The sequence below is a fragment of the Microbispora sp. CSR-4 genome (assembly GCF_008033685.1).
Classification (GTDB): domain Bacteria; phylum Actinomycetota; class Actinomycetes; order Streptosporangiales; family Streptosporangiaceae; genus Microbispora.
Genome location: NZ_VJVX01000080.1, coordinates 1 through 25,889, shown reverse-complemented (window position 1 = coordinate 25,889; position 25,889 = coordinate 1). Strand labels below are relative to the sequence as shown.

Genomic DNA, 25,889 nt, shown 5'->3' with positions numbered 1-25,889 from the left:
TTCGACGCCTGGGCCCGCGCCGGCATGTCGCTCGGCAGCCACGACTACCAGATCCTCGCCACCGAGGGCTACCAGAGCAGCGGCAACTCCAACATCACCCTCGGCGAGACCTCCGGTGGCGGCGGCGGTGGCGGCGGCGGCGGTGGCGGTGGCGGCGGTGGCGGCGGTGGCTGCACCGCGACGCTGTCCGCCGGCCAGTCGTGGAGCGACCGCTACAACCTCAACGTCTCGGTCAGCGGTTCGAACAACTGGACCGTGACGATGAACGTCCCGAACCCGGCGAAGATCATCGCCACCTGGAACACCAACGCCAACTGGCCCAGCTCGCAGGTGATGATCGCCAAGCCGAACGGCAACGGCAACAACTTCGGCGTGACCATCCAGCACAACGGCAACTGGACATGGCCGACGGTCTCCTGTAGCGCGGGCTGATCCCGCACCCGCACCTTCCGCACCTCATGGCGCGGCGGCCGACGGCCGCCGCGCCACTGTGCTTCCGGCGCTCGGCTGCGGGGCGCTGGGGCGCGTACTCCAGCAGGCCGGGGACGGCCGCGTGGGCGTCCGGCGGCGTGCCGCGGCGAGCCGTGCTCGCGCGACGCGCCTCGCCCGCGGCGCACCTGTCTCAGAGTTTGTGGAGCTTCTTGTACGGGGTCAGGATTCTTTCCTGCTGCGATCGGAAATCGACGACCACAGCCACCCCCTCCTCGACTTCCACGACCACGCCGAGACCGTACGAATCATGGCTGACCTGGTCGTTCACACTGAACTGCTCGACAGGCGGAGCGGGGGGCGGGGGCTTGAAGGGACTGGTGGGCAGGTGACGGCGGGACGCGCCGCTGGCTGGCTTCATCTCGTCAAGTATGTGCTGCTCGCGGAACTGGTCACAACCAACCCCCGGTCTTGGGGCCGCCGCCTTTCCGCGCTACCCCCGAGCGGCGGGCGGGACGGGGGCCGGCCGCCGGTCAGGGCCGCCAGGCTTCCTGATAATCGGCGTGCCAGTTGTACGCGGACGCCTCAAGCCTCAGCAGATGCTCCGCCTGGGCATGTTCCTCGATCGCCAGGTAGAGCTCCTTGACGAGCACGGATTCCAGGTAATCCAGACGGCTCCGCTTCGCGGCCAGGTCCCGCTCCAGTTTGTGCGAGCCGGGCTCCCCGGCGTCCGCGGTCCTGCGCGCCTGGTCCAGATCCTCACGGACGCGGGCGCGCAGGAACGCGATCAGCCCCGCCAGCACGGCTTCCGCCCGATGTGCGCGGGCCCTGCGCGCATCGGCCACGATCTCGCGATAACGAGCGGCGAGGACGGGCCCGTCCTCGCTCATGTGGTCGGGGCCCACGTGGTCGTGGCTCATGTGGTCGGGGCCCACGTGGTCGTGGCTCATGTGGTCCTGACGGGGAAACCGCCACAGAAGCGCCTTTCCGCCGGCAGGCTCCTCGTCGCCGGTGGCGAAGGCGTCCCCGAGGAGCTCCGCCGCGAGCAGGGGGCGGTTGCGGACCAGCTCCAGGAGCGTCCCCCGATTGATCGTCGTCATGGCCAGGAGGTTACATGGAGTAGTCATGCGCACGCCAAACGTCGCTGACGTCGGCTGAGGTGGTTTCCTACCCTCCGGTGGAAGCTCTCTCCACCCATGTGGGTCCCGGCCACACGATCATGGTGTCGCTTTCTCCGCCGGGCCGGGCCCGTCGGGCCGCTTCGGTGCGCCTGTCGCGTCCCCGAACGCGTCCCCGAACTGGCGGAGCGCCCGCTCGGCGATCTCGCTGGAGAGCCTGCCCATCACGGATCTGGCCCGGCCGAACGTCTCCGTGCCGAGCTGCACGGCGACGTCGAGGCCCTCCGCTCCCGTCTCGAGCACCTTGTCGCGCACCTCCGCTCCCGTCTCGAGCACCTTGTCGCGCACCTCCGCTCCCGTCTCGAGCACCTTGTCGCGCACCTCCGCGGCCGCGTCCGCCCATCGCCTAGCGTCCATCGACTGCCGATCGCGCTCGATCCCGAGCCGTCCGTGGAAGTCGACGACGGCGGTCGAGACGTGGTTGCTCGACTGCACCAGGGCCGGGACCGTGGTCGGGTGCAGCAGCACCTTCGCGTTGGCCGCGGCGGCGGCCGCCTGCATACGGGCCAGCAGGTGCTCGGTGCACCGGGAGATGAGCTCCAGGCGGTTCTGCCGTGCGGCTCGAAGCGCGAGGCGATGCTCGTCCAGCTCCTCCGGAGACGCCTCCAGCACCCGGTCGAGTTCGAGCACGGCGATCGCGTCCTGCAACTGGAAGCAGCGGGCCAGAACGGCCAGCCACTCCTGGACCTTGACCTCGGCCTCCTTGGCCGTCTTGGCGAGGTCGCCGATCTTGGCCTTGTCGTCCATCTTCTCGGCGATAGCGTCGAGCTGACGCAACGCGTACGCCTGGGTCCGTGCGATCGTCACCGGCGTGGCCTGCATCTTCGACCACGTGACCTCGGAGACCCGGCCCACCTGCTCCCGGATGGTCATGGCCTCCTCGATCAGGAGGTCCACTCCGATCATGTCCGCGACCACGGCGTCCTTCTGCGCGCGGAGCACGTCGTCGACCTTCTCGTCGATGGCGGCGAGATAGTCGGTGATCTCCTCCATGGTCTGCTGCATCGCGAGCTGCGCCATGAGCCCCGCGGCACCGGCCAGGACCGCCGGGTTGGTCAGGAACGATCCGGGCTTCACGATCTCCATGAGACCCTTGATCTTTCCGTTCTCCGTCAGCACGGCTCGGCTGACGTCCCCTTTCGACCCCTTCATCAGGGTGTACTTTTTCATCGCCTGGGCGGACTTCTCGGTCAGCTTCACCCAACGGCCCGCCTTGGCGGCTATATCGGACCCCACCTGTACGGCTTCGGCCCCGGCGCCGAGAGCGGATCTGAGCCGTTTCAGTCCGAGATCCTTCGACGGCAGTCCCTCGGACATGAGGAAACGGTCCACGGCCGCCGGATTCCCGATGACCGCCAGGCCATCGCCGTCGCTGATCAGCTCAATCTCGTCGTCCATCGTCGGCTCCTGAAGTGCGAGCAGGGAAAGCGGTTCCTCGCAATGCGCTGCGCGTCACAGTATGCCGGGAAATCCCATGAGAAAGCTCAGTGGCCCTTGCGCTGCGGCCCGTGGACGAAGGCCGATGCACAGGAGGAAATTCTGTGGGAGGACACCCGCCTCTATCCGAGCGGAAAGGCCACGGGGTTTCATGAAGGGCGATCCCCGTGTTTGCGACATTCGCATGCCACTTTTCGCCAGAAAATGGCCCGATACCCCCGGGTCGCGGCCGGTCGGTGTCAGTATGTGATCAAGGTTTCCCCCCGACCGGCAAAGGACGTCCGCATGAACAACCCGGCCCGGATCGCCGTGACCGCACTGACGCTCGCCGCCTCGCTCGCCGGCGTGGTCCCGGCCTCGGCGGCGTCCGACCAGCCGCTCAGCCGTACGCAACTCAAGAAGCTGCTGGTCACGACGAAGGACCTCGGCAGGGCAGGGGGCACGGTGCCCATGGATCTCAAGCGGCTCGACCTGACCGGGCTTGAGGTGGACGACGCCCGCTGCCTGACCGCCGCGCGGGCGTTCGACGCGGTGTTCGACCGGCCGGCGCAGAGCGCCCTCGTCCTGTGGCGGATCTCCGGAGGGGAGCGCCTTTACACGGGCGACGCCGCCACGCTCAAGAAGATGACCTCCGCCGCCCAGCGGGTCGCCACGGCCTGCGACGGCGCGGGCGACCGGCGTAACATGGTGAAGATCGTCAAGCGTGCGCCGGGCAAACTGGGCCAGGAGGCCTACGCCTTCGAGGTCCAGGACTCGAACCCGGTATACGAAGGGCAGGGCACCAAGCTGTACCACTTCGACTACGTGGTGATCCGGCACCGATCGGCGGTCGCCGTCGTCCAGGGGATCAGCGTCGGCGCGAACCACTGGAAGGACACCATGACGCTGGCGCGTAAGGCCGCCGCGAAGCTCGTCAAGGCCTACCCGCGCCACCCCTGACGGCACGCCTGACGGCGGGGCCGGGGAGGAGAGCCTCCCCGGCCCCGCCGTGCTTTCAGTGGGCGGTCACCGGCCGGGTCGCCGCCGAGGTGGCGGTGGCCTTCGCGTAGGCCTTCGCCGACACGGTCACCCGTACGGCGATGCGGGCGTCGCGGTCGTGGCCCTTGAGGTGATAGGTGCGGTCCGTGGCGCCCTTGACCGGGACACCGTCGCGCAGCCACTGGTAGGCGACCTTGTCGGGCGAGGGCGTCCAGGTGCCGGGGGACGCCGTGAGCGTGCGGCCGATCTTCGGCGTTCCGCTCACGGTGGGCGGCTCGGCCGAGGTGAACGTCCCGGGCGCCACCGGCGCGGTCGCCGCCGAGCGTGCCGACACGGCGGTGAAGTACGGGTCGTCGACGGTCACCTCGACGAGCACCTTCCTGCCGAGGTCCCGGACACCGGGACGGTACGTCGGCCCGGTGGCCCCGGGGACCGCCGCGCCGTTCACATACCACTGGTAGGTGAAGCCCGCCACCTGCCGCGACCAGGTGCCGGGGGAGGCGGTGAGCTCACCCCCGACCTTGACGGCCCCGCTGATCACGGGCGGCGCGGTGCTGGAGACCGGCGACGGCTGGGCGTCGTGCAGGTCCACCTCGGCCGTACGGACGAAGACCTGCCGGTGGGCGTACCAGAGCTGGTAGTACCGGTCCTGGCCCTTGAGGTCGGTGCGGTCGCCGGGGCCCGACCCGTCGAACGTGGTCGCCCGGTAGTAGTCGGTGACCACATCGTCGTCGCTCACGGCGTACGTCTGTCCGGCCGGGATCTTGTACTCCAGCGGCGACAGCGCCTGCACCGGGATGCCGGTGCCGGTGTAGGCGGACGCCTCGGGATAGGCCCGTCCGTAGACGTCGGCGGGGGTTGTCGCCGACTTCACCGTCACCGTCTTGGCCTGCGTACGGACCACGACGGGGCGGTCGGCGGGGTTGTGCAGCCAGGCGAGGGAGCCGGCCCACCACACGCCGAGCCAGTCGCCCTGCACCTGGGCGACGACGAACTTGTGGCCGGAGACGACGCGGGCGCTGATGTCGCTCGCGTACGTCGTGCCCGCGGTGGAGCCGGGCTTCCAGCCGGGGTCGGCGGCGAGGGGCGCGGTCTCGGAGGGCGACTGGTAGAGGGGCAGGAAGTTGGTGCCCGCTCCCTGGACGCAGTCGGGGGAGGGCGGGGAGGCGGCGGCGCAGCCGGTCACCGGCTGGGGGTTGTCCTGATAGCCGGTGCGGACCTCCACCACGTCGCCCGGGGCGACGTCGGCGGTGGTCTTCCGGTCGCCGCCGATCGGGGCGCCCAGCAGGTCGAAGTAGTGGTCCCAGTCCCAGTAGGGCCCCGGGTCCCAGTGCATGCTCTTGGTGGCGCCGAGGACGGTGCCGGGCACCTGGTCGTGACCGATGACGTGCGCCCGGTCGAGCGGGACGCCGTACTTCTGCGCGAGGTGCTTCACCAGCGCGGCCGAGGTCTGGTACATCGACTCGGTGAACCACGCGGCGGTCCCGGCGAAGCCCTCGTGCTCGATGCCGATGGAGTGCATGTTCACATACCAGTTGCCGGCGTGCCAGCCGACGTCCTTGGCGTCGAGGTGCTGGGCGATGTGGCCGTCGGAGGACCGGATCGTGTAGTTCCAGGCGAGGTACGTCGGGTCCTGCGCCAGCCGTACGGAGGGGTCGAAATAGCCCTCGGTGTCGTGGATGACGATGTAGTCGATCTCCGGCCCGCCCGGCCCGGTGCGGTCGGCGAGGTCGTGGTTGCCATAGTCGGTCGTGCCGTCCGGCAGGGTGGGGGAGCCCTTGGCGTACGGCGCCTCCAGCCACTCGCAGTCGAGGCCGGCCGGGCAGTCGACCCCGGCGTCGGCGGCGAGCTTCGCGGCGGGCAGGGCGACCGACTCGTCGGCGGCGAGGGTGACCCGCTGCCCGTCGGCGGTGACGCGGCTCTGGCCGTTGCGCAGGGTCTGGTAGACCTGCCGGACGAAGTCGTTCTTCGCGCCGAACCGCGCCACCGCGTCCCGCCAGGAATTCAGGCCGTCGCCGCCGTCGTGGTAGGACGCCAGCAGCGCGGCCCCGCCGCAGATGTTGGCGTTCGGGTCGCGGCGCAGCGCGTCGGCCGTCAGCCCGGTCAGCTCGGACGCCGCCGCGATCTGGCTCGTGGCCGCGGACGCGCGTCCCCTGTCCGCGCCGTCCCACGCCTCGGGCGCCCGGTCGCCGAGGTCGAACACGCCGTAGCCGCCGTCGGAGCTCGGCTTGCCCTGGTGGTCGTCCCAGCGGGACAGCATGTAGGCCACGGCCTTCAGCAGCGGCTCCGGCGCGCCCGTCGCCTTGGCCGCCTCGCCGAAGGCGGCGTCGCGTGTCGGCGCCGACAGCGTCGTCGTGCAGGAGACCCGCGGCCCGGCCGCGGCGGTGGAGGCCAGGGCGGACGGCGCGGCGGGGAACAGCGCCGCCGCCGCGGCTACCGCGACGGCGACGCCTCGATGTGGAGTTCTCAACGTTGTGCGACCCCTTCTCGGATGCCTGTGGGGGTGATCAGGCAGGGGCAATCACACCTCTGCGCGCCGCCGTACGCCAGAGCGCCACGCAAATCTCGTCGAGATCGTAACTTTTCGCCAGACAGGATGAGTCAGATGAAAATCCTCGCCTGTCGATCACGTCTTCGCGTTCTCACCGTGGTCAGTAGACGTAGGGCCAGCCGGCGCTGTCCCAGCCGAGCTTGTTGATGCCCAGGCGGGAGGAGCCGTCGTCGGCGTACCAGTGGTAGAAGAGGATGTCTCCGTCGTTGTCGGCGAGCACGGCCTGGTGGCCGGGGCCGTGGATGCTCCCGTGCCCGGCCAGCACCTGCGTGCCGCCCCCCGACGTCATCGCCGTCCCGTTCCTGTCGACGTACGGGCCGGTGATCGAGGTGGAGCGGCCCACCATGATGCGGTAGGTGCTGGACGCGCCCCTGCAGCACAGGTCGAAGGAGACGAACTGGTAGTAGTAGCCGCCGTGCCGGTAGATGAACGGCGCCTCGATCGCGCCGCCGTTGCGGCCCGAGATGCTGCGGATCGTGCCGTCCAGCCGCTTGCCGGTGGCCGGATCGAGCTGGACCATCTTGATGCCCGACCAGAACGAGCCGAAGTCGAGCCACCAGCGGCCCTGGTCGTCGATGACGAGGTTGGGGTCGATGGCGTTCCAGTCGTCGGAGGTGTTCGACTCGATGACCAGGCCCTGGTTGGTCCACGACCCCGAAGCGCCGGTCGTGCTGGTGGCCAGGAAGATGCCCGAGTGGTTGGAGCCGAACGTCGAGGCCGCGTAGTACATGTAGTAGCGGCCGTTGACGTAGGTGATGTCCGGCGCCCACAGGTCGTTGCCGCCGTTGGTGTAGGCGTGCGCCCAGGAGGCCCCGCCGGGGAACGCCGCGCCCGCGTCGCGCCAGTTGGTGCGGTCGGTCGAGGTCTTGAGCCGGATGCCGTTGCCGGTGTAGGCGAGCAGGTAGGTGCCGTCCGGCTTCTTGGTCACCTCGGGGTCGTGCGTGTTGACGTCACCGGTGACGTAGCCCGGGTCGGGGTAGGAGACGGGCGGCGTCGGCGTGCCTGATCCGCCGAGCCTGACGAGCTGCCACTGCTGGTTGGCGCCGTTGAGGTCGGTGTACTGCGAGATGCGGCCGCCGTCCGCGGTGGACCACTCCCACACTTCGAGGGCCTTGCCGCTGTTGCGGTTGATCAGCTTGACGTAGCCGCTGTCGGTGTCGACGACCCGGAACTGCTGGTTGGTGCCGTTCTTGTCGGTGTATTGGATCACGTCGGCGCCGTCGGCGGTGGAGCGGCCGGAGATGTCGACGACCTTGCCGCTGTGGCGGGACATGAGCCGGTAGTAGCCGCCGCCGGAGTCGACGAACTGCCACTGCTGGTTGGCGCCGTCGTTGCGGGCCCACTGCACCAGGGGCGCGCCGTCGTTCGTCGCTTTGTTGTAGACGTCCAGCGCCTTCCCGCTGTTGCGGTTGACCAGCACGTACGACGCGCTCGTGTCGATGGACGCCGCGTGCGCGGGGCCGGCGGCCACCAGTGATGGACAGATCGCGAGCAGCGCCAGGATCGCCAGCGCGAGGACGCGGCGCGGCCACGCGGGAGAGCGTACGGAGGTGTCCATGGGGCGTGCCTCTCGTCGGAACGCGGTGCGGTGGGTGAATGGACATGAATAGGAGAACGCAATTATGTGAGCGCTAACAATCCGGGTCGTCCGGCGCTCCTTTTTGCAAGGGTGTTTCCGGGAGGTCGCCGCCCAGTGTCAGCGGCGGCTCCCGGGTCGTCAAGGTCCGTCATCCGAGGCCGGACCATGCGGCGCCTGCCCGGTCGAATGCGCGCGACCGCTGAGAACGCGCCGGAAACTCCTGTCGCGGGGCCGGTGCCGTCCGTCTTTCCGGATTTCCCGGCCCGGACCGGCCGCCGTGGTTCCACGGTGAGGCGAGGCATTGTCCGCGACCAAGGGCGGTGTAAGTTTCAGCCGGCTTGATCGCCATTTATGTCCGTGCTCATGGGAAACGAGATGCCGGGCACGGCCGGACCGGAGCCGCTCTCCGGCTTCTGAGTCGGTCGGCTCACTTGGACTCGACAGGAGCTCCGTCGGTCGCTACGGTTCTTCTCAGTCGGTCAACTAACTAACTTGCTGAGGAGCAATCATGATCGTGGTCACGGGTGCCACCGGAAACGTCGGCGGCCAGGTCGTCGCCCTGCTCGCCGCCGCGGGTGAGCGGGTGACCGCCGTCTCCCGGCGCACCGCCGACCTGCCCGAGGGCGTACGGCACGTGCGGGGCGACCTCGACGATCCCGCCGGGCTCAAGGACGCCTTCGACAGCGCCGACGCGCTGTTCCTGCTGGTGGCCGGTCAGGACCCGCAGGCGATCCTCGACGCGGCCCGGGCGGGCGGCGTGAGGCGTGTCGTCCTGCTGTCCTCGCAGGGAGCGGGCACCAGGCCGGAGTTCTACCGCCACCCCGTCGCGTTCGAGGACGCGGTGCGCCGGTCCGGTCTGGAGTGGACGATCCTGCGGCCCGGCGGCTTCCACTCCAACGCCTACGCCTGGGCGGAGCCCATCCGCGCGAGCCGTACGGCCGCCGCCCCGTTCGGCGACGTCGGCCTGCCGACCATCGACCCGGCCGACATCGCCGAGGTCGCCGCGACCGTCCTGCGCGAGGACGGGCACGCCGGCCGCGTCTACGAGCTGACCGGCCCCGCGCCGACCACGCCGCGGGAACGCGCGGCGGCGATCGGCGCCGCGATCGGCGCGCCGGTGCGGTTCGCCGAGCAGACCAGGGAGGAGGCGCGGGCGCAGATGCTGGGGTTCATGCCCGAGCAGGTGGTCGAAGGGACGCTCGCCATCCTGGGGGAGCCGGTGGACGCGGAGCGGCGGGTGAGCCCGGACGTCGAGCGCGTCCTCGGCCGTGCTCCCCGGTCCTTCGCCGACTGGGCCGGCCGCAACGCCGCCGCCTTCCGATGAGCCCGGCCCAGCCCGATCGGAAACGAACAGCGCTGCTCACCCTCGAAAGGACCCGTCGTGCCGCTTCAGCACGTTCTCGACTCCGCCATCCACTACCACGACACCGGCACCGGGGCGCCGATGGTCTTCCTGCACGGCAACCCCACGTCGTCCCACCTGTGGCGGCACGTCATCCCCGCGATCGGCGGAGGCCGCCGGCTGGCCCCCGACCTGATCGGCATGGGTGAGTCCGGCAAGCCCGGCATCGCGTACACCTTCGCGGACCACGCCCGTTATCTGGACGCCTGGTTCGACGCGCTCGGCCTGGACGACGTCGTCCTCGTCGGCCATGACTGGGGCGGCGCGCTGGCCTTCGACTGGGCCGCCCGCCACCCGGACCGGGTGCGGGGCATCGCCGTCACCGAGACCATCGTCAAGCCGATGACCTGGGAGGAGTTCCCCGAAGGAGGCCGGGAGCTGTTCGCGGCGATCAAGACCGAGGGTGTCGGGGAGAAGATGATCCTGGACGACGACGCCTTCATCGAACAGGGGCTGCCGGGCACCGTCGCGGTTCCCATGGACCCCGGTGACCTGGCCGTCTATCGCAAGCCGTACCCGACGCGGGAGAGCCGCCTGCCGCTGCTGCGGTGGGCGCGCTCGATGCCGCTGGGCGGTGAGCCCGCCGACGTGGTGGCACGCGTGGAGGCGTACGACGCGTGGCTGGCCGCCAGCCCGCAGGTGCCGAAGCTGCTGCTCGCCTTCGCGCCCGGACCCGGCACGATGGTGCACCAGGACATGATCGATTGGTGTGCGGCCACCTTCGCCGGCCTGGAGATCCGGCGGTTCGACGAGGTCGCCGGGCACCACACCCCGGAAGACCACCCGGAGCTGATCGCCACGGCCGTCGCGGACTGGGCCGAGGCGCACGGGCTCCGGTGACCCCCTCGCCGGCGTGGAGGCTTCCCGGGCGGTTCGGGACAGGGCAGCCTTGACCAGGCGTTTTCGCGGCGTGCCGGGGACGTCAGGGCGGTCCTGAACCGGCTCGGGACGAACAGGTGGTCCGGCAGGTGGTCCGGCGCGTGACGCTCGGCGACGTCCGGTCCGGCTACGCCGGTCACGTCGTCGAGCGGCGGCATGGACTTCCGGACCGGCGGTCGCCCCCTCTCCGTCGGCTGAGCCCCGCGGGTCCTCCGCCGCGCGCGAGTCGCAACTGTCGGTGCCCTCCAATACGGTCTTCTCGGCACGCGGAGCCCCGCCCGTCTCTCCTGGTGGGCGGGACTCCGCGATCGGGTGGGTGCGACACGGAGCGGTGACCCGGCTCGGTGACGCGGCTCGGTGACGCGGCTTGGTGACACGGATCGGGGGGACCGGATGGCGGACCGCAGGGCGTTGGACCTCGACTCGCTGGCGATCAGCGATCGGTTCAGGCTGTTCAACTTCACCAGGCGCGACGACCATGTGGCCTATCTCTGGGTCCTACGGGCCATGGACCGGCTGCGCGAGGTCCACCAGGTGCAGGTGGACGCCGGGCAGGTGCAGGCGGCCCTGAGCGAGCTGGCCCGGCTCCACGACGAGGTCCCCACGTTCGACGGCAACCTGCGCGACCGGCTCGACGCCCTGCACGCGGACGGGGTGCTGCACCGGTTCGACGACGCGTCCCGGGCCGGCAACCTCGTCCGCTATCGCAACAGGCAGTCGGTCTACCAGTTCAGCGAGCTCGGCTACTGGGCGTACACCTCGGTCGAGGGGCTGCTCGCGGCCCGCATCCAGGACGCCAACCTGTCGCGGCTGGTCTTCTCCGACATCCTGGAGGACCTCAAGGCCCTCGCGGCGGCCAACCGCGCGGGGGAGGGCGAGCAGGTCTACCGGCGGCTGTCGCGGCTCGACTCGGTGATGGAGGACATGGGGCGCCGCTCGGCGCACTTCCACGTGACGCTGGGCGAGATCATCCGTTCCACCGACGCCTCCCCAGAGACGTTCCTGCGCTACAAGAACGCCCTGCTGACGCACATGTCCGAGTTCATGGCGGAGCTCGACCGCTATCTGCCCCGCCTGGCCACCGCCGTACGCGACGTCGAGGCGAGCGGCCTGGCCTCGCTGCTCGACCGGGCGGCGGCCGCCGACGAGCGGCCCTTCATGGACCGCCACGAACGGCTGGAGGACTGGCGCCGCCGCTGGTCGGTCCTGCGGGCGTGGTTCGCCCCGGAGGGGCCGGAGGAGTCGCGTGCGGCGGAGCTGCGCAACGCGACGCGCATCGCGGTGTCCGGGGTGATCGCGCTGCTGCGGCAGATCTCGGAGGCGCAGCGCGGCGGCGTCAACCGGGCCACCCAGCTGCGGCACCTGGCCGAGTGGGTCTGGAACGCCCCGGACGAGGGCGCCGCCCACGCGCTCATGGGCGCGGCGTTCAACCTGCGCAGCGCGCGGCACCTGGGCACGGCCCACGAGGACACCGAACAGATCTCGCCCCGGGCCACCTGGTGGGACGCGCCCGGGGTGGAGGTGTCGGTCACGCTCTTCCGCAGCGGCAAGGCGCCCACGCCGGGCGTGCCCACGCCGGTGCGCGGCAACCCCGGCGCGCGGGCGGCGCTGCGGCGCGAGCAGGCCGCGGAACGCGCGGCCGAGCGCGAGGCCGCCGGTCACCTGACCGAGCTGGGCGCGCACGGCAGGGTGCTCGACGAGTCCGAGACCCGGGTGCTGCTGAAACTGATGACGCGGGCGTTGGAGGGCCGCACGGTCGTCGCAGGCCGCCTGAGGAGAGGGTCAGGCGCCAACGACGCCGTGATGGTGCGGCTCGTGCCGTGCGACACCGGAAGCACCGTACGCACCACGCAGGGGCTCCTCCACCTGCCCGGGTTCCGGGTCGAGCTGGCCGGGCGGACGCCCGTGGCGGGCTCGGGAATGGCCGGTTCGGAAGCAGCGGGTTCGAGGGCGGAGGGCTTGGAAGCACGAGCTTTGGAAGCAGGGGGTGCCCGGTGACGACGCCTCGAACCCGGGTCGCGGCCGGCGTCTCCGTCGCCGACCTCGGCTCCTACCAGCAGGCGGTCCGCCGCGTGCTGACCTGCGACCTGATCACCAAGGACCGGCCGCGTCCCGGTGTGCTCGACCAGGTGCTGCGCTGGGCCGACGAGATGACGCGCGACTTCCGCGAGCTGCTCGGCTACACGCTGATCGCCACGACCCACCACGTGCGGCTGGTCCGCCATCTCGACGTCCTGGACGAGACGCAGCGCTCGATCTTCTCCCGCAAGGGCAAGCCGTTCGACCGCCGCCGGCTGGCGTACCTGTGCCTGGTGCTCGGGTCGTTCCAGCGCTCCCGGATCGAGATCAGCCTGGCCGACCTGGTGCGGGTCTTCACGCCGCTGGCCAACTCCATCGACGGCCTCGGCTTCGACCCCGCGATCGGGTCGCACAAGGCCGCCGTCGTCGACGTGCTGGGCTGGCTGGTGGACCGCGGCGCGCTCCGGCTGTCCGACGGCAGCCTGGAGTGGTGGGCGCGCGACACCGAGCGAGGCGACGCGCTCTACGACATCGACCACGACATCTGCGCGGTGCTGTTCAAGCCGGCCCGGCCGGTCCAGCACCTCACCAGTGCGGCCGGTCTGGTGCACGAGCCGCCGCACACGAACCCGGCCCGCAGGGCGCGGCGGCTGCTCGTCGAGTTTCCCGTGGTCTACTACGCGGACGTCGAGCCCGATGTGGCCGACGCGCTGCGCGCCCCCGGCCTCGCCGAGGACCTCGTACGGTTCACCGGCCTGGTCCTGGAGCGGCGCGCGGAGGGCGTCATGCTCGCCGACCCGGGCGGCGTCTTCACCGACCGGCCGTTCCCTGGCCGGGGCAACGCGGTGAGCCGGGCGGCGGGGCTGCTGCTGGCGAAGATCGCCGACCTGCTGGAGGACCCCGAGCACGTGCCGGAGCCGCTGCCCGTTCCCGCGCTCGCCGACGACCAGGCCGATCTCGTGGCGCGGATGGACGCGGGACTGCCCCGCGACGGAGTCGTCGCCGAGCTGGCCTGGTCTCCGTCCGAGGCCGAGCCGTCGTCGCCCGACGACCGGCCCGTGCCCGCCGAGGCGCCGTTCGTGTCGCGCAGCCGCCTGGAGACGATGACGACCGAGCTGTACGACGAGTTCGGGGCGGCCTCGTTCACCTCCGCCTGGCAGCAGGATCCCCGTGGACTGCTCGACGCCGTCATCGGGTTCCTCGCGGACCTGTTGCTGCTCAGGCCGGTGCCGGGCGGCGTGCTCGTCCTGCCCGCCGCGCTGCGATACCGCAACATCCGGGCCGCCCTGCCCACCCGTACATCGGGCGGTCAGCTGGCGCTGGTGGCGCTGCCCGAGCCGGTTGCCCGGCAGGACACTTCACCGCAGCCGGACATCCCAGCGCAGCCGGACATCCCAGCGCAGCCGGACACCACGGCGCAGCGGGGATCGTCCGCGCAGCAGGGTCCGTCCGGGGCGCAGGGTTCGTCCGAGGCGCAGGGTGGGGTCGGGGGGCAGGGTCCGTCCGGGAGGCAGGGTGCGGCCGGCCAGGAGGTTTCGTTCACGCAGGAGGAGGGGCGATGACGCCGCCGAGCGACCGGTTCCAGCCCAGCAGGGCCGGTGTGATCAACGTCTGGGACTACGTGGACGAGGAGTTCGCCTTCGCCGACGGGCGTCTGGTGCTGCGCGGGCACAACGGCTCGGGCAAGACAAAGGCGCTGGAGGTGCTCTTCCCGTTCATCCTCGACGGCGTGGCGGACGCACGGCGGCTCGACCCGTTCAGCGGCGAGAACCGCACGATGAAGTCCAACCTGCTCTACCGGGGCCAGGAAGCCGAGTACGGCTACGTCTGGATGGAGTTCGCCCGGCGCGAGATCGGGGCGGAGCCCGACGCGACCGACGAGACCGTCACGCTCATCATCGGCATCCGCGCGCACCGGCACAGGGATGGGGTGCGGACCTCGTTCTTCGTCACCGACAAGCGCCTCGGTGTCGACTTCGGGCTGCTCGCGCCCGACTCCCGGCCCCTCACCGAGCGGCAGCTCAAGGCCGTCCTCGGCCCGGACGCCCACTGCGAGACCGCCACCCAGTATCGGGACGCGGTGGACGCCCGGCTGTTCGGGCTGGGCAGGGAGCGCTACACGCAGCTCCTCGACCTGCTGCTGGCGCTGCGCCGCCCGCTGCTGGCCAAGGACCTCGACCCCGACAAGGTCTCGGGCACGCTCACCTCGGGCCTCAGCCCCGTCGACGAGGAGCTCGTCGACCAGGCGGCCCGCGACTTCGAGAACCTCGCGGCGGTCCAGAAGCAGTTCGACGACTTCGCGGTCGCCGACGCGGCCGTACGCGCGTTCCTGACCGACTACGTGGCCTACCTGCGCACTCATGCGAAGGCTCGGCTCGCCCGCATCCAGACCGAGATGGACGGCGCGGTGGAGCACGCCCGCACGCTCGTGCGCGCCGAGGAGGCACGCACGAGGGCGGCGGCCGCACGCCAGGCCGCCGCGGCGGCGGCCTCCGCGGCCGAGGCCGAACGCGAAGGGCTGGAGCGCCGCCTCGCCGCGTTGCGTGCGGACGACGCCTACCGTGCGCGGAGCGAGCTGGAGCTGCGCCGCCGCCAGATCGTCAAGACCGGCGAGGAGATCGAGCGCGAGCGCGCCCGGCTGGCGGACGGCGCCGATCACCTGGCCGCACTCGAAGGGGAGGCGGGCGAGCTCGCGGAGCGGCTGGAGGGCGCGCGGGCGGCGATCGTCCGGCACGCCACCGATCTCGCCGACGCGGCGGAGCGGGCCGGGATCGCCCACGACGGGGACGGCCCGGCCGACACGGGCGCGGACCTGCTCACGACGGCGCGGGCACGCGCCACCGCCCGCAAGGACGACGTCGCGAAGGTCCGCGACGAGATCGCCAGGGTGTCGGGCGCGGAGCGGGACCGCCTGCGAGCGGAGGCCGACAGGGACAAGGCGGACAAGGACGTCGAGGAACGGGAATCGCGGTGCGAGGCCGCCGATGCCGCGCTGGTGACGGCACGCGACCGGGCGCGGGAGGCGCTCGACGCCTGGGCCGCTCGCTGGGCCCGCCCGGCAGAGGCTCCGGAAGATGAGGCCCCCCGAGATGAGGGCCCGGGAAGTGACCCGGGCAATGAGTCCGCGCGTAGCGGGTCTCCGGGAAGTGATTCGGGCAACGAGTCCCCGCGCAGCGAGTTTCCGGGAGACGAGGCGGTGGCCGGCCCCGCCGACGTGGCGGCGCTGGCGGAGGCCCTCGCCCAGGCCGGAGACGCCGGGGCGCCGTCCCTGGCCGAGGTCTACAGCGTGCGGACCGAGGAACGGCGGACGGAGGCGGCCAGGTCCGCCGAACGCCTGTCCGCCCGGGTGCGCGACCTCGCCGCCGACCTCGTCCGCCTGCGTCGTGAACGCGAGGAGATCGCGGCCGAACGCGACGAGGCGCCGCCGCACGACGACCGCAGAACGGCGGACCGGGACGGGCGGCCGGGGGCGCCGCTGTGGCGGCTCGTCCGGTTCGCCGACGGCCTCGACGAGAAGGAGGCGGCCGGCCTCGAAGGCGCACTGTACGGCGCGGGGCTGCTGACCGCCTGGGTGCACCCGGAGGCGCGGCACACCTTCGACGCCGTCGCGGTCCTGGAATCCGACGGCTACCTGCTCCCGCTTCCCGAGGAGAGCCGCCCGTCCGGCCGTACGCTCGCCGACGTCCTCGTGCCGGAGGAGCAGGACCTCGTGCCGGCGGCGGTCGTCGCGGACGTGCTGAGGTCGGTCGTGGTCGCCGACGCGATCACACCCCACAGTGATCGGCCGGGGGATCGGCCCGGGGATCGGCAGGCGGATCGCCAGGGAGAACGGCAGGGAGAACGGCAGGGAGAACGACGGGGCGGACCGGTGCCGACGGTGACCATCCGGGCCCAGTTCGGCCTCGGGCTCCTCCTCGGCGCCCGGCCCAAGTCGTCACCCGAATACATCGGCGCCACCAACCGGGCGAACCGCCGTGCGGCCAGGCTCGCCGAGTATGACGAGACGATCGGCGAGACGATCCGGGCGCACGAGGACGCCGAGCGCGACCTGGCCCGCGCGAACCGCCGCCTGGCGGACTTCGCCCGGGCCCGGCGGGAGCTGCCGTCCGTCACGGAGGTCGTCGCGGCGGTCACCCGCGTCTCCCGCGAGTCCGCGCTGCTGGCCCAGGCGCGGTCGGTGCTCGCGGACCGCCGCCGCGATCTCGACGCGGCGGTGGCGCAGGTCGACGCGGCACGCAGGCGGCTGCGGCAGGTCGCGGCGGAACGGAGCATGCCCGTCGCGGAACAGGAGGTCGACGCGGTCGCGCGGGCCGTGGACGAGTTCCTCACGACGGCGCAGCGGCTGCACGACGGCCGCGAGCGGGCCGCGTCCGAGGAGCGGGACCTCGCGTCGCGGCAGGCGGCCATCGCCCGGCAGCGCGAGCGGCACGACGCCGACTCCCGCGCCCTGGAGGAGAAGGAGCGGGAGCACCGGGCCGACGCCGAGGAGCTCAGGGCGGGCGAGGAGGCACTCGACGCGCCGCTGCGCGAGGTGCTCGCCCAGATCGACGAGACCGAGCGCCGCCTCGCCGAGGTTCGCAAGCGCTGCGGGGAGCACGCCGCCACCGCCACGCGGGAGAACGAGGCGCTGATCGTCGCGCAGAACGACCTCAAACACGGGCAGGCGTCCCTCGGCCAGGCGCTCGGCCACCTCTTCGAGCACGTCGCGGCGTTCGGGCCGTACGCGCATCCGGAGCTGCGCCCGCTGCTCGGCGTCACCGCCACCGCGCCGTGGCCCGTCCACGTCGGCTGGCCGGAACCGGCGGAGGCGGCCGCGTCGGTGGCCGCCGAGCTGTCCGCCCGCTCCGCCGCCGGAAAGAGCGCGGGGGAGGGAGACGGGGAGGGCGCTGCGGAAGGGGCCGGAGCAGGAGCCCGAGGAGACGGAGCAGGGGGCGGCCTGCCGCCGGATCCCGCCGCCCTGGTGGGCCGGGTGCTGCCGGGAGACGTGGCCGCGCTGCTCGACGCCTTCGCCGCGGAGATGGCCGACATCCGCGTGCCCGGGGAGAGCGCGCTCAAGAACACCGCGAGCCGGCTGTCGGGCTCGCTGCGGACGTTCCAGGACGCACTCGACGGCTGTGCCGAGGACTACCGCCTGGAGCACGACCCGACCGGGGTCGTCATGGTCTACGTCAGCGACGAGGGCGGCCGCAACCCGGTCGCCGCGTTCGCCCGGCGCGTCGCCGACCGCGTCCAGGAGCAGGGAATGCTGCTGGAGGAGCGGGAGCGGACCGTGCTGGAGGACGAGCTGCTGACCGCGCTCGCCCAGCAGGTGCACGACCGGGTCCGCACCGCGCGCGACCTGGTGCGCGGGATGAACGAGGACACCCGGTCACGGCCCATGTCGTCCGGCACCAGGATCGGCATCCGATGGGGCCGTTCCGACCGGCTGAACGACCGGCAGGTCGCGGTGTCGCGGCTTCTCGACAGGGACGCGCAGGGGCTCGGCGCGGCCGGGCTGGCCGAGCTGCGCGGCCTGCTGCGGGAGATGATCCGCGACTACCGGGCCGCCCACCCGCGTGCCACCTACAGGCAGGCGCTGGCCGAGGTGCTCGACTACCGCACCTGGTACGGCTTCGAGCTGGTGCTGGCCGTGCCGGGGGAGAAGGAGGTCAAGCTCACCCGGGCCAAGCACGAGGAGATGTCCGGAGGCGAGAAGTCGGCGGCCATCCACCTCCCGTTGTTCGCCGCGGCCAACGCCCTTTATTCGTCCGCCAAGCCCACGTGCCCGCGCATGATCGCGCTGGACGAGGCGTTCGCCGGCATCGACGACCGCTACAAGCCCGAGCTGCTGGGCCTGACCGTGAAGTTCGGCCTCGATCTGTTCATGACCGGCCACGACCTGTGGATCCACTTCGACACCGTGCCGATGGCCGCGCACTACGACATGCACCACGACAAGAGCGCGCACGCGGTGTCGGCGATGCTGATGCTCTGGGACGGCGCCCAGACCATCGACGCCGACGCCGGGTTCTCCGGCAACGAGGAGTTGGCCGAGACGCTGCTCGGCTTCCGGCCGAGCCGCCGTGCCCCCGCCCTGACCGAGGGCACCCTCCTCGCCGCCGACGGCGACGACGAACCCGACGAGGTGGAGGCCGGCGTATGACCATGGCCGCGAAAGCGGTGGAGCGCTACCGGGGGCCGGAGTATCGCCGCCTGCTCCAGGCCGCGCGGCGCCGCCTGGAAGGCAACGGCGGCACCCTGGAGGGCTCGATAGGCGTCGGCGATCCCGACGAGGCGGAGCGCAAGGCGCTCATCGGCATCACCGGCCGCTACAGCGAACCCGGCGTCAAGCGCATCGGCGTCACCCTGCGCGAGCTCGACGCCGTCGTACGCGCCGGGACCGGTGGCCTTGGCCTGGTCGACCTGCTGGAGACGCTCGGCCCGCCGCTGCGGAACCGCCCCCGAGAGGCGGCCCTCGCCCGGGCCGCCCGCGACGAGGCCGTGCGGCCCGCGATGGAGAGCCTGCTGTACGAGAGCGCGGAGTGGTACCGCGAGTGGCTCGACGCGGTGAGCCGCGACGGCACCGCGAGCCGGCTCGCCGGCCGCCCGCGCACGGCCGGGACGCTCGCCAGGGCCGCCCGTGTCCTGGAGTTCCTCACGACCCGACCCGAGGACGACGCGGAGATCACCCTCGCCGGGCTGGCCGCCAAGATCACTGGTCATCCCAAGACCCTCGACCATCCGGCCGGCCTGTCCACCCTGGTGCTGCGGGCCCTGGCGATACGCGCGGGCGTTCCGGCCCCGGGCACGGCGGAGGAACGCCGGGAGCTGTGGGACCGCTACGAGGTGGTCGTCGACGACCTCGCCAGCCGGATCCTCGTCCTGAACCTGCCGGCGGGGGGGGAGGGGCTGGGGGAGTGGCTGACCGCCGCCGCCCGCTTCGGCACGCCGTTCCAGGTCACGCTCCACCAGCTCGGCACCTTCGCCATCACCCTGCGCGCCCCGGTGGTGCACGTGTGCGAGAACCCGGCCGTGCTGCGGCGCGCGGCCGCCGAGCTGGGGCCGGACTGCCCGCCCCTCGTCTGCACCGAGGGACGCCCCTCGACGGCCTTCCACCGGCTGGCGGGGACAGCCGTACACGGCGGGGCCCGGCTGCGCTACCACGGCGACTTCGACTGGCCGGGAGTGGACATGGCCGGTGCCGTGGCGCGGCGCTACGGCGCGGAACCCTGGCGCATGACCGCCGCAGATTACCTCGCGGGTCTCGCGAACCTCGGCGATCTCCTCGAAGGTGACGAGCACCTGCGGCTCACCGGGCGGCCGGTGCCGGCACCCTGGGATCCCGCCCTCGGGGACTCTATGCGCGAGAAGGGGATCGCGGTCTACGAGGAGGCCGTCGCCGAGCCCCTGCTGGCGGATCTTGGGGGGTGACACGCGCGAGGCACGGTCGTACGTTGACCTCCGTGGCCTGCGCGACGAAGGAGTCACCGTGAGCGAGACGACCAGCACCCATGTCTTCCGGGAAGCCCGTGACCTGCTGCTCTCCTTGAGGGAGGACCCCGAGCGGGCGGCACGCGAGTTCGCCTGGCCCGTCTTCGGCGACAGGTTCAACTGGGCCACGGACTGGTTCGACGCGATCGCCCGGGGAAACCCGCGGACGGCGCTGTGGATCGTGGAGGAGGACGGCTCCGAGCGGCGCTACTCCTTCGACGAGATGGCCCGCCGCTCCGATCAGGTGGCGGCGTGGCTGGCCGCTCAGGGCGTGGGCGCGGGCGACCACGTGCTGCTGATGCTCGGCAACCAGGTCGAGCTGTGGGAGTCGATGCTGGCGGTGATGAAGCTCGGCGCGGTGATCATGCCGGCGACCACCGCCCTGGGCACGGCCGACCTCGCCGACCGCGTGGTGCGGGGGCGGGTCCGGCACGTCATCGCCAACGCGGCCGACACGCACAAGTTCGACGGCGTGCCGGGAGAGTTCGGCCGCGTCTGCGTGGGCGAGGCGGCCGGGTGGCTCCGCTATGGCGACGCCTACGCGACGCCCGAGCCGGAGCCGTTCGAGGCCCGGACCTCGCCCGGCGATCCGCTGCTGCTCTACTTCACCTCGGGGACGACGAGCAGGCCCAAGCTCGTGCGGCACACGCAGGTGTCCTACCCGGTCGGCCACCTGACGACGATGTACTTCGTCGGGGTGCGGCCGGGCGACGTGCACCTCAACATCAGCTCGCCCGGCTGGGCCAAGCACGCCTGGAGCTGCTTCTTCGCGCCGTGGAACGCCGAGGCGACGGTGTTCGTGCACAACTACTCCCGCTTCGACGCCGCCGCCCTGCTCGGGCAGATCCGCCGGGCCGGGGTCACCACGTTCTGCGCGCCGCCCACGGTCTGGCGGATGCTCATCCAGGCCGACCTCGGCGACGGCCCGGGCAGCCTGCGGGAGGCGGTCGCCGCGGGCGAGCCGCTGAACCCGGAGGTCATCGCCCAGGTGGAGCGGGCGTGGGGGCTGACGGTCCGCGACGGGTACGGCCAGACCGAGACGACGGCGCTGATCGCCAACACGCCCGGCGTCCCCGTGAAGGCCGGCTCGATGGGCCGGCCCCTGCCCGGTGTCCCGGTCGTCGTGGTCGATCCGGTGACCGGCCGGCCGGCGGACGAGGGCGAGATCTGCCTCGATCTGGCCGCCCGCCCGGTCAACCTGATGACCGGCTATCTGGACGGTGAGGAAGGGGCCATGTCCGGGGGCCTCTACCACACCGGCGACGTCGCGGTCCGGGACGCGGACGGCTCGATCACCTTCGTGGGACGCACCGACGACGTGTTCAAGGCGTCCGACTACAAGATCTCGCCGTTCGAGCTGGAGAGCGTGCTCATCGAGCACCCCGCCGTCGCGGAGGCGGCGGTCGTGCCCGCCCCCGACCCGATCCGGCTCGCCGTGCCCAAGGCGTACGTGGTGCCGGCCGCGGGCTGGGAGCCGAACCGGGAGACCGCCGCGGCCATCCTGCGGCACGCCCGTGAGAGGCTCGCGCCCTATCAGCGGGTGCGCCGGCTGGAGTTCGCCGAGCTGCCCAAGACCATCTCGGGGAAGATCCGCAGGGTCGAGCTGCGGGCCAGGGAGAGCGACGCCGCGCAGGCCGGCACCGAGCTGTCCGGGGAGTGGCGGGACGACCAGTTCCCCGAGCTGCGGTCCTGACCCTGCCGGAGGAGGCGTCAGCGTCCCCCGGGTGCCGATGACCCGTGCCCGAGCAGGCGGGCGACCGGCTCCTCGGTCAGCCCCACGACGCCGTCGAAGTCGGTCGAACGGCTGACGGCGGCCCAGCGCTCCGCCTGGGCCGCGCGGGCGCGGGACGCCTGCTCGGCCAGGCGCAGCGCGTCGGAGCCGAGCAGCAGCCGCAGCGGCGGCTCGCCCACGTCGACCAGCCCGGCGATCACCCTGGCCGCCCGCCGGGGATCGCCCGGCTGGGCGCCGTCCACCTCGCGCCGGAAGGCGTTGACCCGGCCGACGGTCTGCTCGTAGTCGGGTCCCACCGGCGGGATGCGCATCGACGAGCCGCCCCAGTCCGTACGGAACCCGCCGGGCTCGACGATGACCACGGTGATCCCCAGCGGGCGGACCTCGCTGTTCAGCACCTCGGAGAACCCCTCGACCGCGAACTTGGCCGACTGGTAGGCGCCGAGCCCCGGCGTGCCCCCGACCCGGCCGCCCACCGAGCCGATCTGCAGGATGTGACCTGACCGCTGCGCGCGCATCACCGGCAGCGCGGCCCTGGTCATGGTGACGACGCCGAACAGGTTGGTCTCGAACTGCGCCCGGAAGTCCTCGTCGGAGGTCTCCTCGATGGGCGAGGAGTTCGCGTACCCCGCGTTGTTCACCAGCACGTCCAGCGAGCCGAACTCCTCGACGGCCAGCCGTACGGCCCGCTGCGCCGCGGCGGCGTCGGTGACGTCGAGCGCGACGGCGCGCACCCGGTCGCCGTGGGCACGGACGAGGTCGTCCAGCCGTTCCGGCCGCCGGGCGGTGGCCACGAGGCGGTCGCCGCGTTCGAGCACCTCGTGAGCGAGCGCGTGTCCCAGGCCCCGGGAGGCGCCGGTGACGAGCCATGTCCTCTGCATGATGATCTCCTTTTGATCTTCAGCGCGCCGCGCCCGCCGGGACCCGCTCGGCCGCCTCGGCGGCGAGCGCCGTACGGCGGCGCGCCCCGGGCACCAGCAGCGCAACGGCGACGGTGGCCGCCAGGGTCAGGGCCATCACCAGGAAGGCGGTGGTGAAGCCCGACTCGTACGGCAGGCCGTCGGGGCGCAGGTGGCCGGTGACGAGGGCACTGATCGCGGCGGTGCCGATGGAGCCGCCGATGGTGCGGATGTTGGTGTTCATCCCGCCGGCGACGGCGGTCTGGCCGGCCGGCACGCTCTGCACGATCAGGTTGGTCATCGAGGCGTAGGCCAGGCCGAGACCGAGACCGAAGACGGCGGTCGCGACGGCGAGCTGCCAGGGCCGGTCGTGCCAGAGGGCGATGCCGCCGCTCGACAGCGCGCCGAGCGCGCATCCCCACACGAGCTGGGCCTTGACCCCGGTGATGCGGGAGAGCGGGCCGCTCACGGTGCCGGCGACGGCCATCGTGACGAGCATGGGCAGCATCAGCAGCCCGGCCTCGGTCACGCTCGATCCGAATCCGTAGCCGGTGACGCCCACCGGAATCTGCATGAACTGCGGCAGGAACGCGTACGAGGCGAACATCCCGGCACCGAACAGCAGGGCCACCAGGTTGGTCGTCCACACGGCCGGGAGCCGCATCATGCGCATGTCGATCAGCGGGTCGCGGGAGCGCAGCTCGACCGTGATCCACGCGGCGAACAGCACCACGGCGCCCGCGAGCGGCACGACGACGGCGGCCGAACCCCAGCCCCAGGCGGACCCTTCGCTCAGCGGGACCAGCAGCGCCACCAGCCATCCGGACAGCAGCGCCGCGGCCGCCCAGTTGACCCGGCCGGGCGTGCGCACCGGCGACCGGGGCACGTTGCGGTACGCCAGGAACGCGGTGGCGACCACGATGATCGCCGGGATCCAGAACAGCCAGCGCCAGCCGGCGACGTCCACGATCGGGCCGGCGAGCACGATGCCGACGCCGCCGCCGACCGCGATGACGGCCGACAGGATGCCGACGATCGAGGGCACCCGGGTGGCGGGGAACTCGTCGCGCACGATCCCGAACGACACGGGGAACACGGCCCCGCCGAGGCCCTGGATGATCCGGGCGATGATCAGCACGCCGACGTTGGGGGCGACGGTGGCGACGACGCAGCCGAGCGCGATGGCGGCCAGCCCGACGAGCAGCGTGCGGTCCTTGCCGATCATGTCGGCGATGCGGCCCAGCAGCGGCGTGGCGACGGACGCGGACAGCAGCCAGGCGGTGAGCACCCAGGTCACCGCGCTCTGGCTGGTGTGGAGGTCGTGCTGGATGGTGGACAGCACGGGGCTGACCAGGGACTGCAGCAGGGAGAACGAGGCCACGGCGGCTGCCAATGCGAGGAAGGTCAGCCGTTGCGGCGAGGTGGTGCGTGACATCGAGATCCTTCGACAGGAGGAACCGGCACGACGAGGCGCGCCGGTGACGACGCCCCGGTTGAGGGGACGGCGCATGACAAAGCGAACGATCAGGGGGCGTTGACACAGGGGGACGCGAACGCGAATGCCCGCCTGCTAAAGTCGAGGCGTGCCTCCACATTAGCGGAGGTAACCCTCCGGTTCAACCTCGGGAGGAGACCGGTGAACGAGAAGGCGGCCGAAGGCCCCCGGACGAGGGTGCGGCGTCCCCAGCGCGCCGACGCGCGGCGCAACTTCGACGCGCTGCTCGCCGCCGCACGGGAGGCGTTCGCCGAGCGCGGCACGGATGCGTCGCTGGAGGACATCGCCCGGCGCGCCGGCGTCGGCATCGGCACGCTCTACCGCAACTTCCCCACGCGGCAGGACCTGTTCGACAGCGTCTACCTGGACGAGATCGACGAGCTGTGCGACGCCGCGCGGCAGGTCGCCGACCTGCCGCCGTGGGAGGCGCTGGCCGCCTGGCTGCGCCGGTTCGTGGACTACGCGGCCACCAAACGGGCCATCTACGAGGCGCTCAACCGCGACTCGGAGATGATGCGGTCGAGCCGCGTCGCGATGTACGAGGCGGGGCAGCCGCTGTTCGACCGGGCGAGGGAGGCCGGGGTGATCCGCGGCGACGTGACCTTCGACGACGTCCTGCGGATGGTCTCCGGCATCACCGGAGCCGGGTTCGTCGACGAGGATCAGCGCGAGCGGGTGCTGGGCATGGCCCTCGACGGCGTACGGGCCCGCCCGGCCTGAACCATGCCGGGCCACTCGTAGGGGAAACTCCGGTAGATGTCGGTCATGTAGATGTACACGTCGCCGCCGGTGCTGCCGGCGAGCGGCTTGACCACCTTCAGCGCATCTGATGATGCCGGGCCGTTCGGGATCGTCACGAAGGGGCGGTCGTTCAGTCGGTCGGCCCGCCGGGGAGTGACAGGGCCTGCGTGCCGTCGGGACCCACGGCGGTCGTGGCGGAGCCCGGATTGGACAGGGTCCCGTCCAGGCCGGAGGGGAGCGGTCCTCGACGACGCCGCTCGACAGGTCGCCGTCGAAGTCGTAGTGGAGGACGAGTGCCGGTTCGGCGGCGCCGTCCGCCGGAAGGGCGTGCGCCGGCACGGCGGCGAGGAGGAGCGCGGCCGTCACGCGGACGGGGCGAGAAAGGGGGCGAGGCGTGCGCCTGCGTGCTCGCCCGGGCAAGGGTACGGCCATGCGCTGTCCCATTCGGGCAGGGGCGCCGAGTCGTCCGCCGATCTGTCCGCCGGCCGGCCGCGCTCACCCGCGACGGCCCCCTGCCCGGTGAGTGAGGTCGGGGATCAGGAAGCGTCGAATCGATTCGCGTACCGATTCGACCGGACGATAAGGGCGCTGCCGCGAACGGTCAAGCACCGGAAACCTCTCCGGCACATCGTCGTCATCATGTCGGCGCGCTCCCTCCAGGCGGGCGTCCCGGAAATCAGGCCGCGTACCCCATTGACGGGTGCACCGGGGCGGGCCTATCGTCGGCGAACCGATTCGCCGAACCGATTCGACTCCGATCGGGAACAGGCGCGTAACGCTAGGAGGTCACGTCATGAGACCAGGGTCGAGCGGCCGGCGTGCGGCCGGGATGGGTGCGGTGGTCCTCGCGGCCGCCACCGGGCTGGCCGCCTGTTCGTCACAGCCCGACGGCACCGGCGCATCTTCGGCGGGTGCGAGCCAGGCCGCCGGTGGCGGGACCTACACGATCTGGGACCCCTACCCGCAGTTCGACGACTCCTCCGACTGGGTGAAGCTGCTCTCGCAGTGCGGGACCCAGGCCGGGGTGACCATCAAGCGGACCGGCTACGACACCACCGACCTGACGAACAAGGCGTTGCTGGCGGCCCAGCAGGGCAACT

The 25,889-nt window shown here is 72.0% G+C and carries 17 protein-coding genes and 1 pseudogene; 11 read left to right on the top strand and 7 right to left on the bottom strand.

All coding sequences use genetic code 11. The annotated features are described in order from the left end of the window. Nucleotides 1–432, top strand: a 432-nt coding sequence (locus tag FLV34_RS36305; protein ID WP_147945275.1) for a glycoside hydrolase family 11 protein, incomplete at its 5' end; no start/stop codon positions are given. Nucleotides 433–622: 190 nt separating this feature from the next. Here FLV34_RS36305 and FLV34_RS36300 read toward each other — a convergent pair. From FLV34_RS36300 to FLV34_RS36290, 3 genes are all read right to left on the bottom strand, one after another. Further along, nucleotides 623–850 (bottom strand): hypothetical protein, encoded by a 228-nt coding sequence (locus FLV34_RS36300; RefSeq protein ID WP_142617569.1) that lies wholly within the window; start codon nucleotides 848–850, stop codon nucleotides 623–625. A 112-nt stretch (nucleotides 851–962) separates the two neighbouring features. Continuing rightward, nucleotides 963–1,529 (bottom strand): hypothetical protein, encoded by a 567-nt coding sequence (locus FLV34_RS36295; RefSeq protein ID WP_147945274.1) that lies wholly within the window; start codon nucleotides 1,527–1,529, stop codon nucleotides 963–965. Nucleotides 1,530–1,646: 117 nt separating this feature from the next. Continuing rightward, on the bottom strand, nucleotides 1,647–3,005 hold the full coding sequence (locus FLV34_RS36290) for a hypothetical protein (protein ID WP_147945273.1): 1,359 nt from the start codon (nucleotides 3,003–3,005) through the stop codon (nucleotides 1,647–1,649). 324 nt (nucleotides 3,006–3,329) lie between these two features. Between FLV34_RS36290 and FLV34_RS36285 the strand changes: the two genes are divergently transcribed. After that, complete coding sequence (locus tag FLV34_RS36285) at nucleotides 3,330–3,983, top strand: hypothetical protein (RefSeq protein WP_147945272.1); 654 nt, start codon at nucleotides 3,330–3,332, stop codon at nucleotides 3,981–3,983. Between the two features lie 55 nt (nucleotides 3,984–4,038). Here FLV34_RS36285 and FLV34_RS36280 read toward each other — a convergent pair whose 3' ends face one another. Next, nucleotides 4,039–6,492 carry an N-acetylmuramoyl-L-alanine amidase gene (locus FLV34_RS36280; RefSeq protein ID WP_222709754.1) on the bottom strand — a complete coding sequence of 818 codons (2,454 nt, stop codon included), beginning with the start codon at nucleotides 6,490–6,492 and terminating at the stop codon, nucleotides 4,039–4,041. Nucleotides 6,493–6,673: 181 nt separating this feature from the next. Next, nucleotides 6,674–8,131 (bottom strand): family 43 glycosylhydrolase, encoded by a 1,458-nt coding sequence (locus tag FLV34_RS36275; RefSeq protein WP_142648734.1) that lies wholly within the window; start codon nucleotides 8,129–8,131, stop codon nucleotides 6,674–6,676. A gap of 529 nt (nucleotides 8,132–8,660) precedes the next feature. Here FLV34_RS36275 and FLV34_RS36270 point away from each other — a divergent pair. From FLV34_RS36270 to FLV34_RS36240, 7 genes are all read left to right on the top strand, one after another. Continuing rightward, nucleotides 8,661–9,476, top strand: a complete 816-nt coding sequence (locus FLV34_RS36270) for an SDR family oxidoreductase (protein ID WP_147945271.1) — start codon at nucleotides 8,661–8,663, stop codon at nucleotides 9,474–9,476. Nucleotides 9,477–9,533: 57 nt separating this feature from the next. Continuing rightward, a complete protein-coding gene (locus FLV34_RS36265; RefSeq protein WP_142648732.1) occupies nucleotides 9,534–10,394 on the top strand; it encodes a haloalkane dehalogenase in 861 nt (286 codons plus the stop codon). Nucleotides 10,395–10,826: 432 nt separating this feature from the next. Beyond that, complete coding sequence (locus FLV34_RS36260) at nucleotides 10,827–12,431, top strand: TIGR02677 family protein (protein WP_147945270.1); 1,605 nt, start codon at nucleotides 10,827–10,829, stop codon at nucleotides 12,429–12,431. Further along, a complete protein-coding gene (locus FLV34_RS36255) occupies nucleotides 12,428–14,014 on the top strand; it encodes a DUF2398 family protein (protein ID WP_147945269.1) in 1,587 nt (528 codons plus the stop codon). Before FLV34_RS36260 ends, FLV34_RS36255 begins: the two co-directional genes overlap by 4 nt. Continuing rightward, nucleotides 14,011–18,594, top strand: a complete 4,584-nt coding sequence (locus tag FLV34_RS36250; RefSeq protein WP_142648729.1) for an SbcC/MukB-like Walker B domain-containing protein — start codon at nucleotides 14,011–14,013, stop codon at nucleotides 18,592–18,594. The genes FLV34_RS36255 and FLV34_RS36250 overlap by 4 nt, the downstream gene beginning before the upstream one ends. Next, on the top strand, nucleotides 18,591–19,862 hold the full coding sequence (locus FLV34_RS36245; protein ID WP_147945268.1) for a TIGR02679 family protein: 1,272 nt from the start codon (nucleotides 18,591–18,593) through the stop codon (nucleotides 19,860–19,862). The genes FLV34_RS36250 and FLV34_RS36245 overlap by 4 nt, the downstream gene beginning before the upstream one ends. 58 nt (nucleotides 19,863–19,920) lie before the next feature. Then, a complete protein-coding gene (locus tag FLV34_RS36240) occupies nucleotides 19,921–21,615 on the top strand; it encodes an AMP-binding protein (protein WP_147945267.1) in 1,695 nt (564 codons plus the stop codon). Nucleotides 21,616–21,632: 17 nt separating this feature from the next. On the opposite strand, the gene FLV34_RS36235 is transcribed toward FLV34_RS36240, so the two are convergent. Together FLV34_RS36235 and FLV34_RS36230 are read right to left on the bottom strand one after the other, a co-directional pair. Further along, entirely contained in the window at nucleotides 21,633–22,535 is a 903-nt protein-coding gene (locus tag FLV34_RS36235; protein WP_147945266.1) for an oxidoreductase, read from the bottom strand. A gap of 19 nt (nucleotides 22,536–22,554) precedes the next feature. Then, nucleotides 22,555–23,988: an MFS transporter gene (locus FLV34_RS36230; RefSeq protein WP_147945265.1), complete on the bottom strand. Its 1,434-nt coding sequence runs from the start codon at nucleotides 23,986–23,988 to the stop codon at nucleotides 22,555–22,557. Nucleotides 23,989–24,189: 201 nt separating this feature from the next. Here FLV34_RS36230 and FLV34_RS36225 point away from each other — a divergent pair, with 201 nt between their 5' ends. Both FLV34_RS36225 and FLV34_RS36215 read left to right on the top strand, forming a co-directional pair. After that, a complete protein-coding gene (locus FLV34_RS36225) occupies nucleotides 24,190–24,768 on the top strand; it encodes a TetR/AcrR family transcriptional regulator (RefSeq protein ID WP_187280822.1) in 579 nt (192 codons plus the stop codon). A gap of 814 nt (nucleotides 24,769–25,582) precedes the next feature. Then, a pseudogene (locus FLV34_RS36215) lies at nucleotides 25,583–25,889 on the top strand (hypothetical protein); the annotation flags it as partial.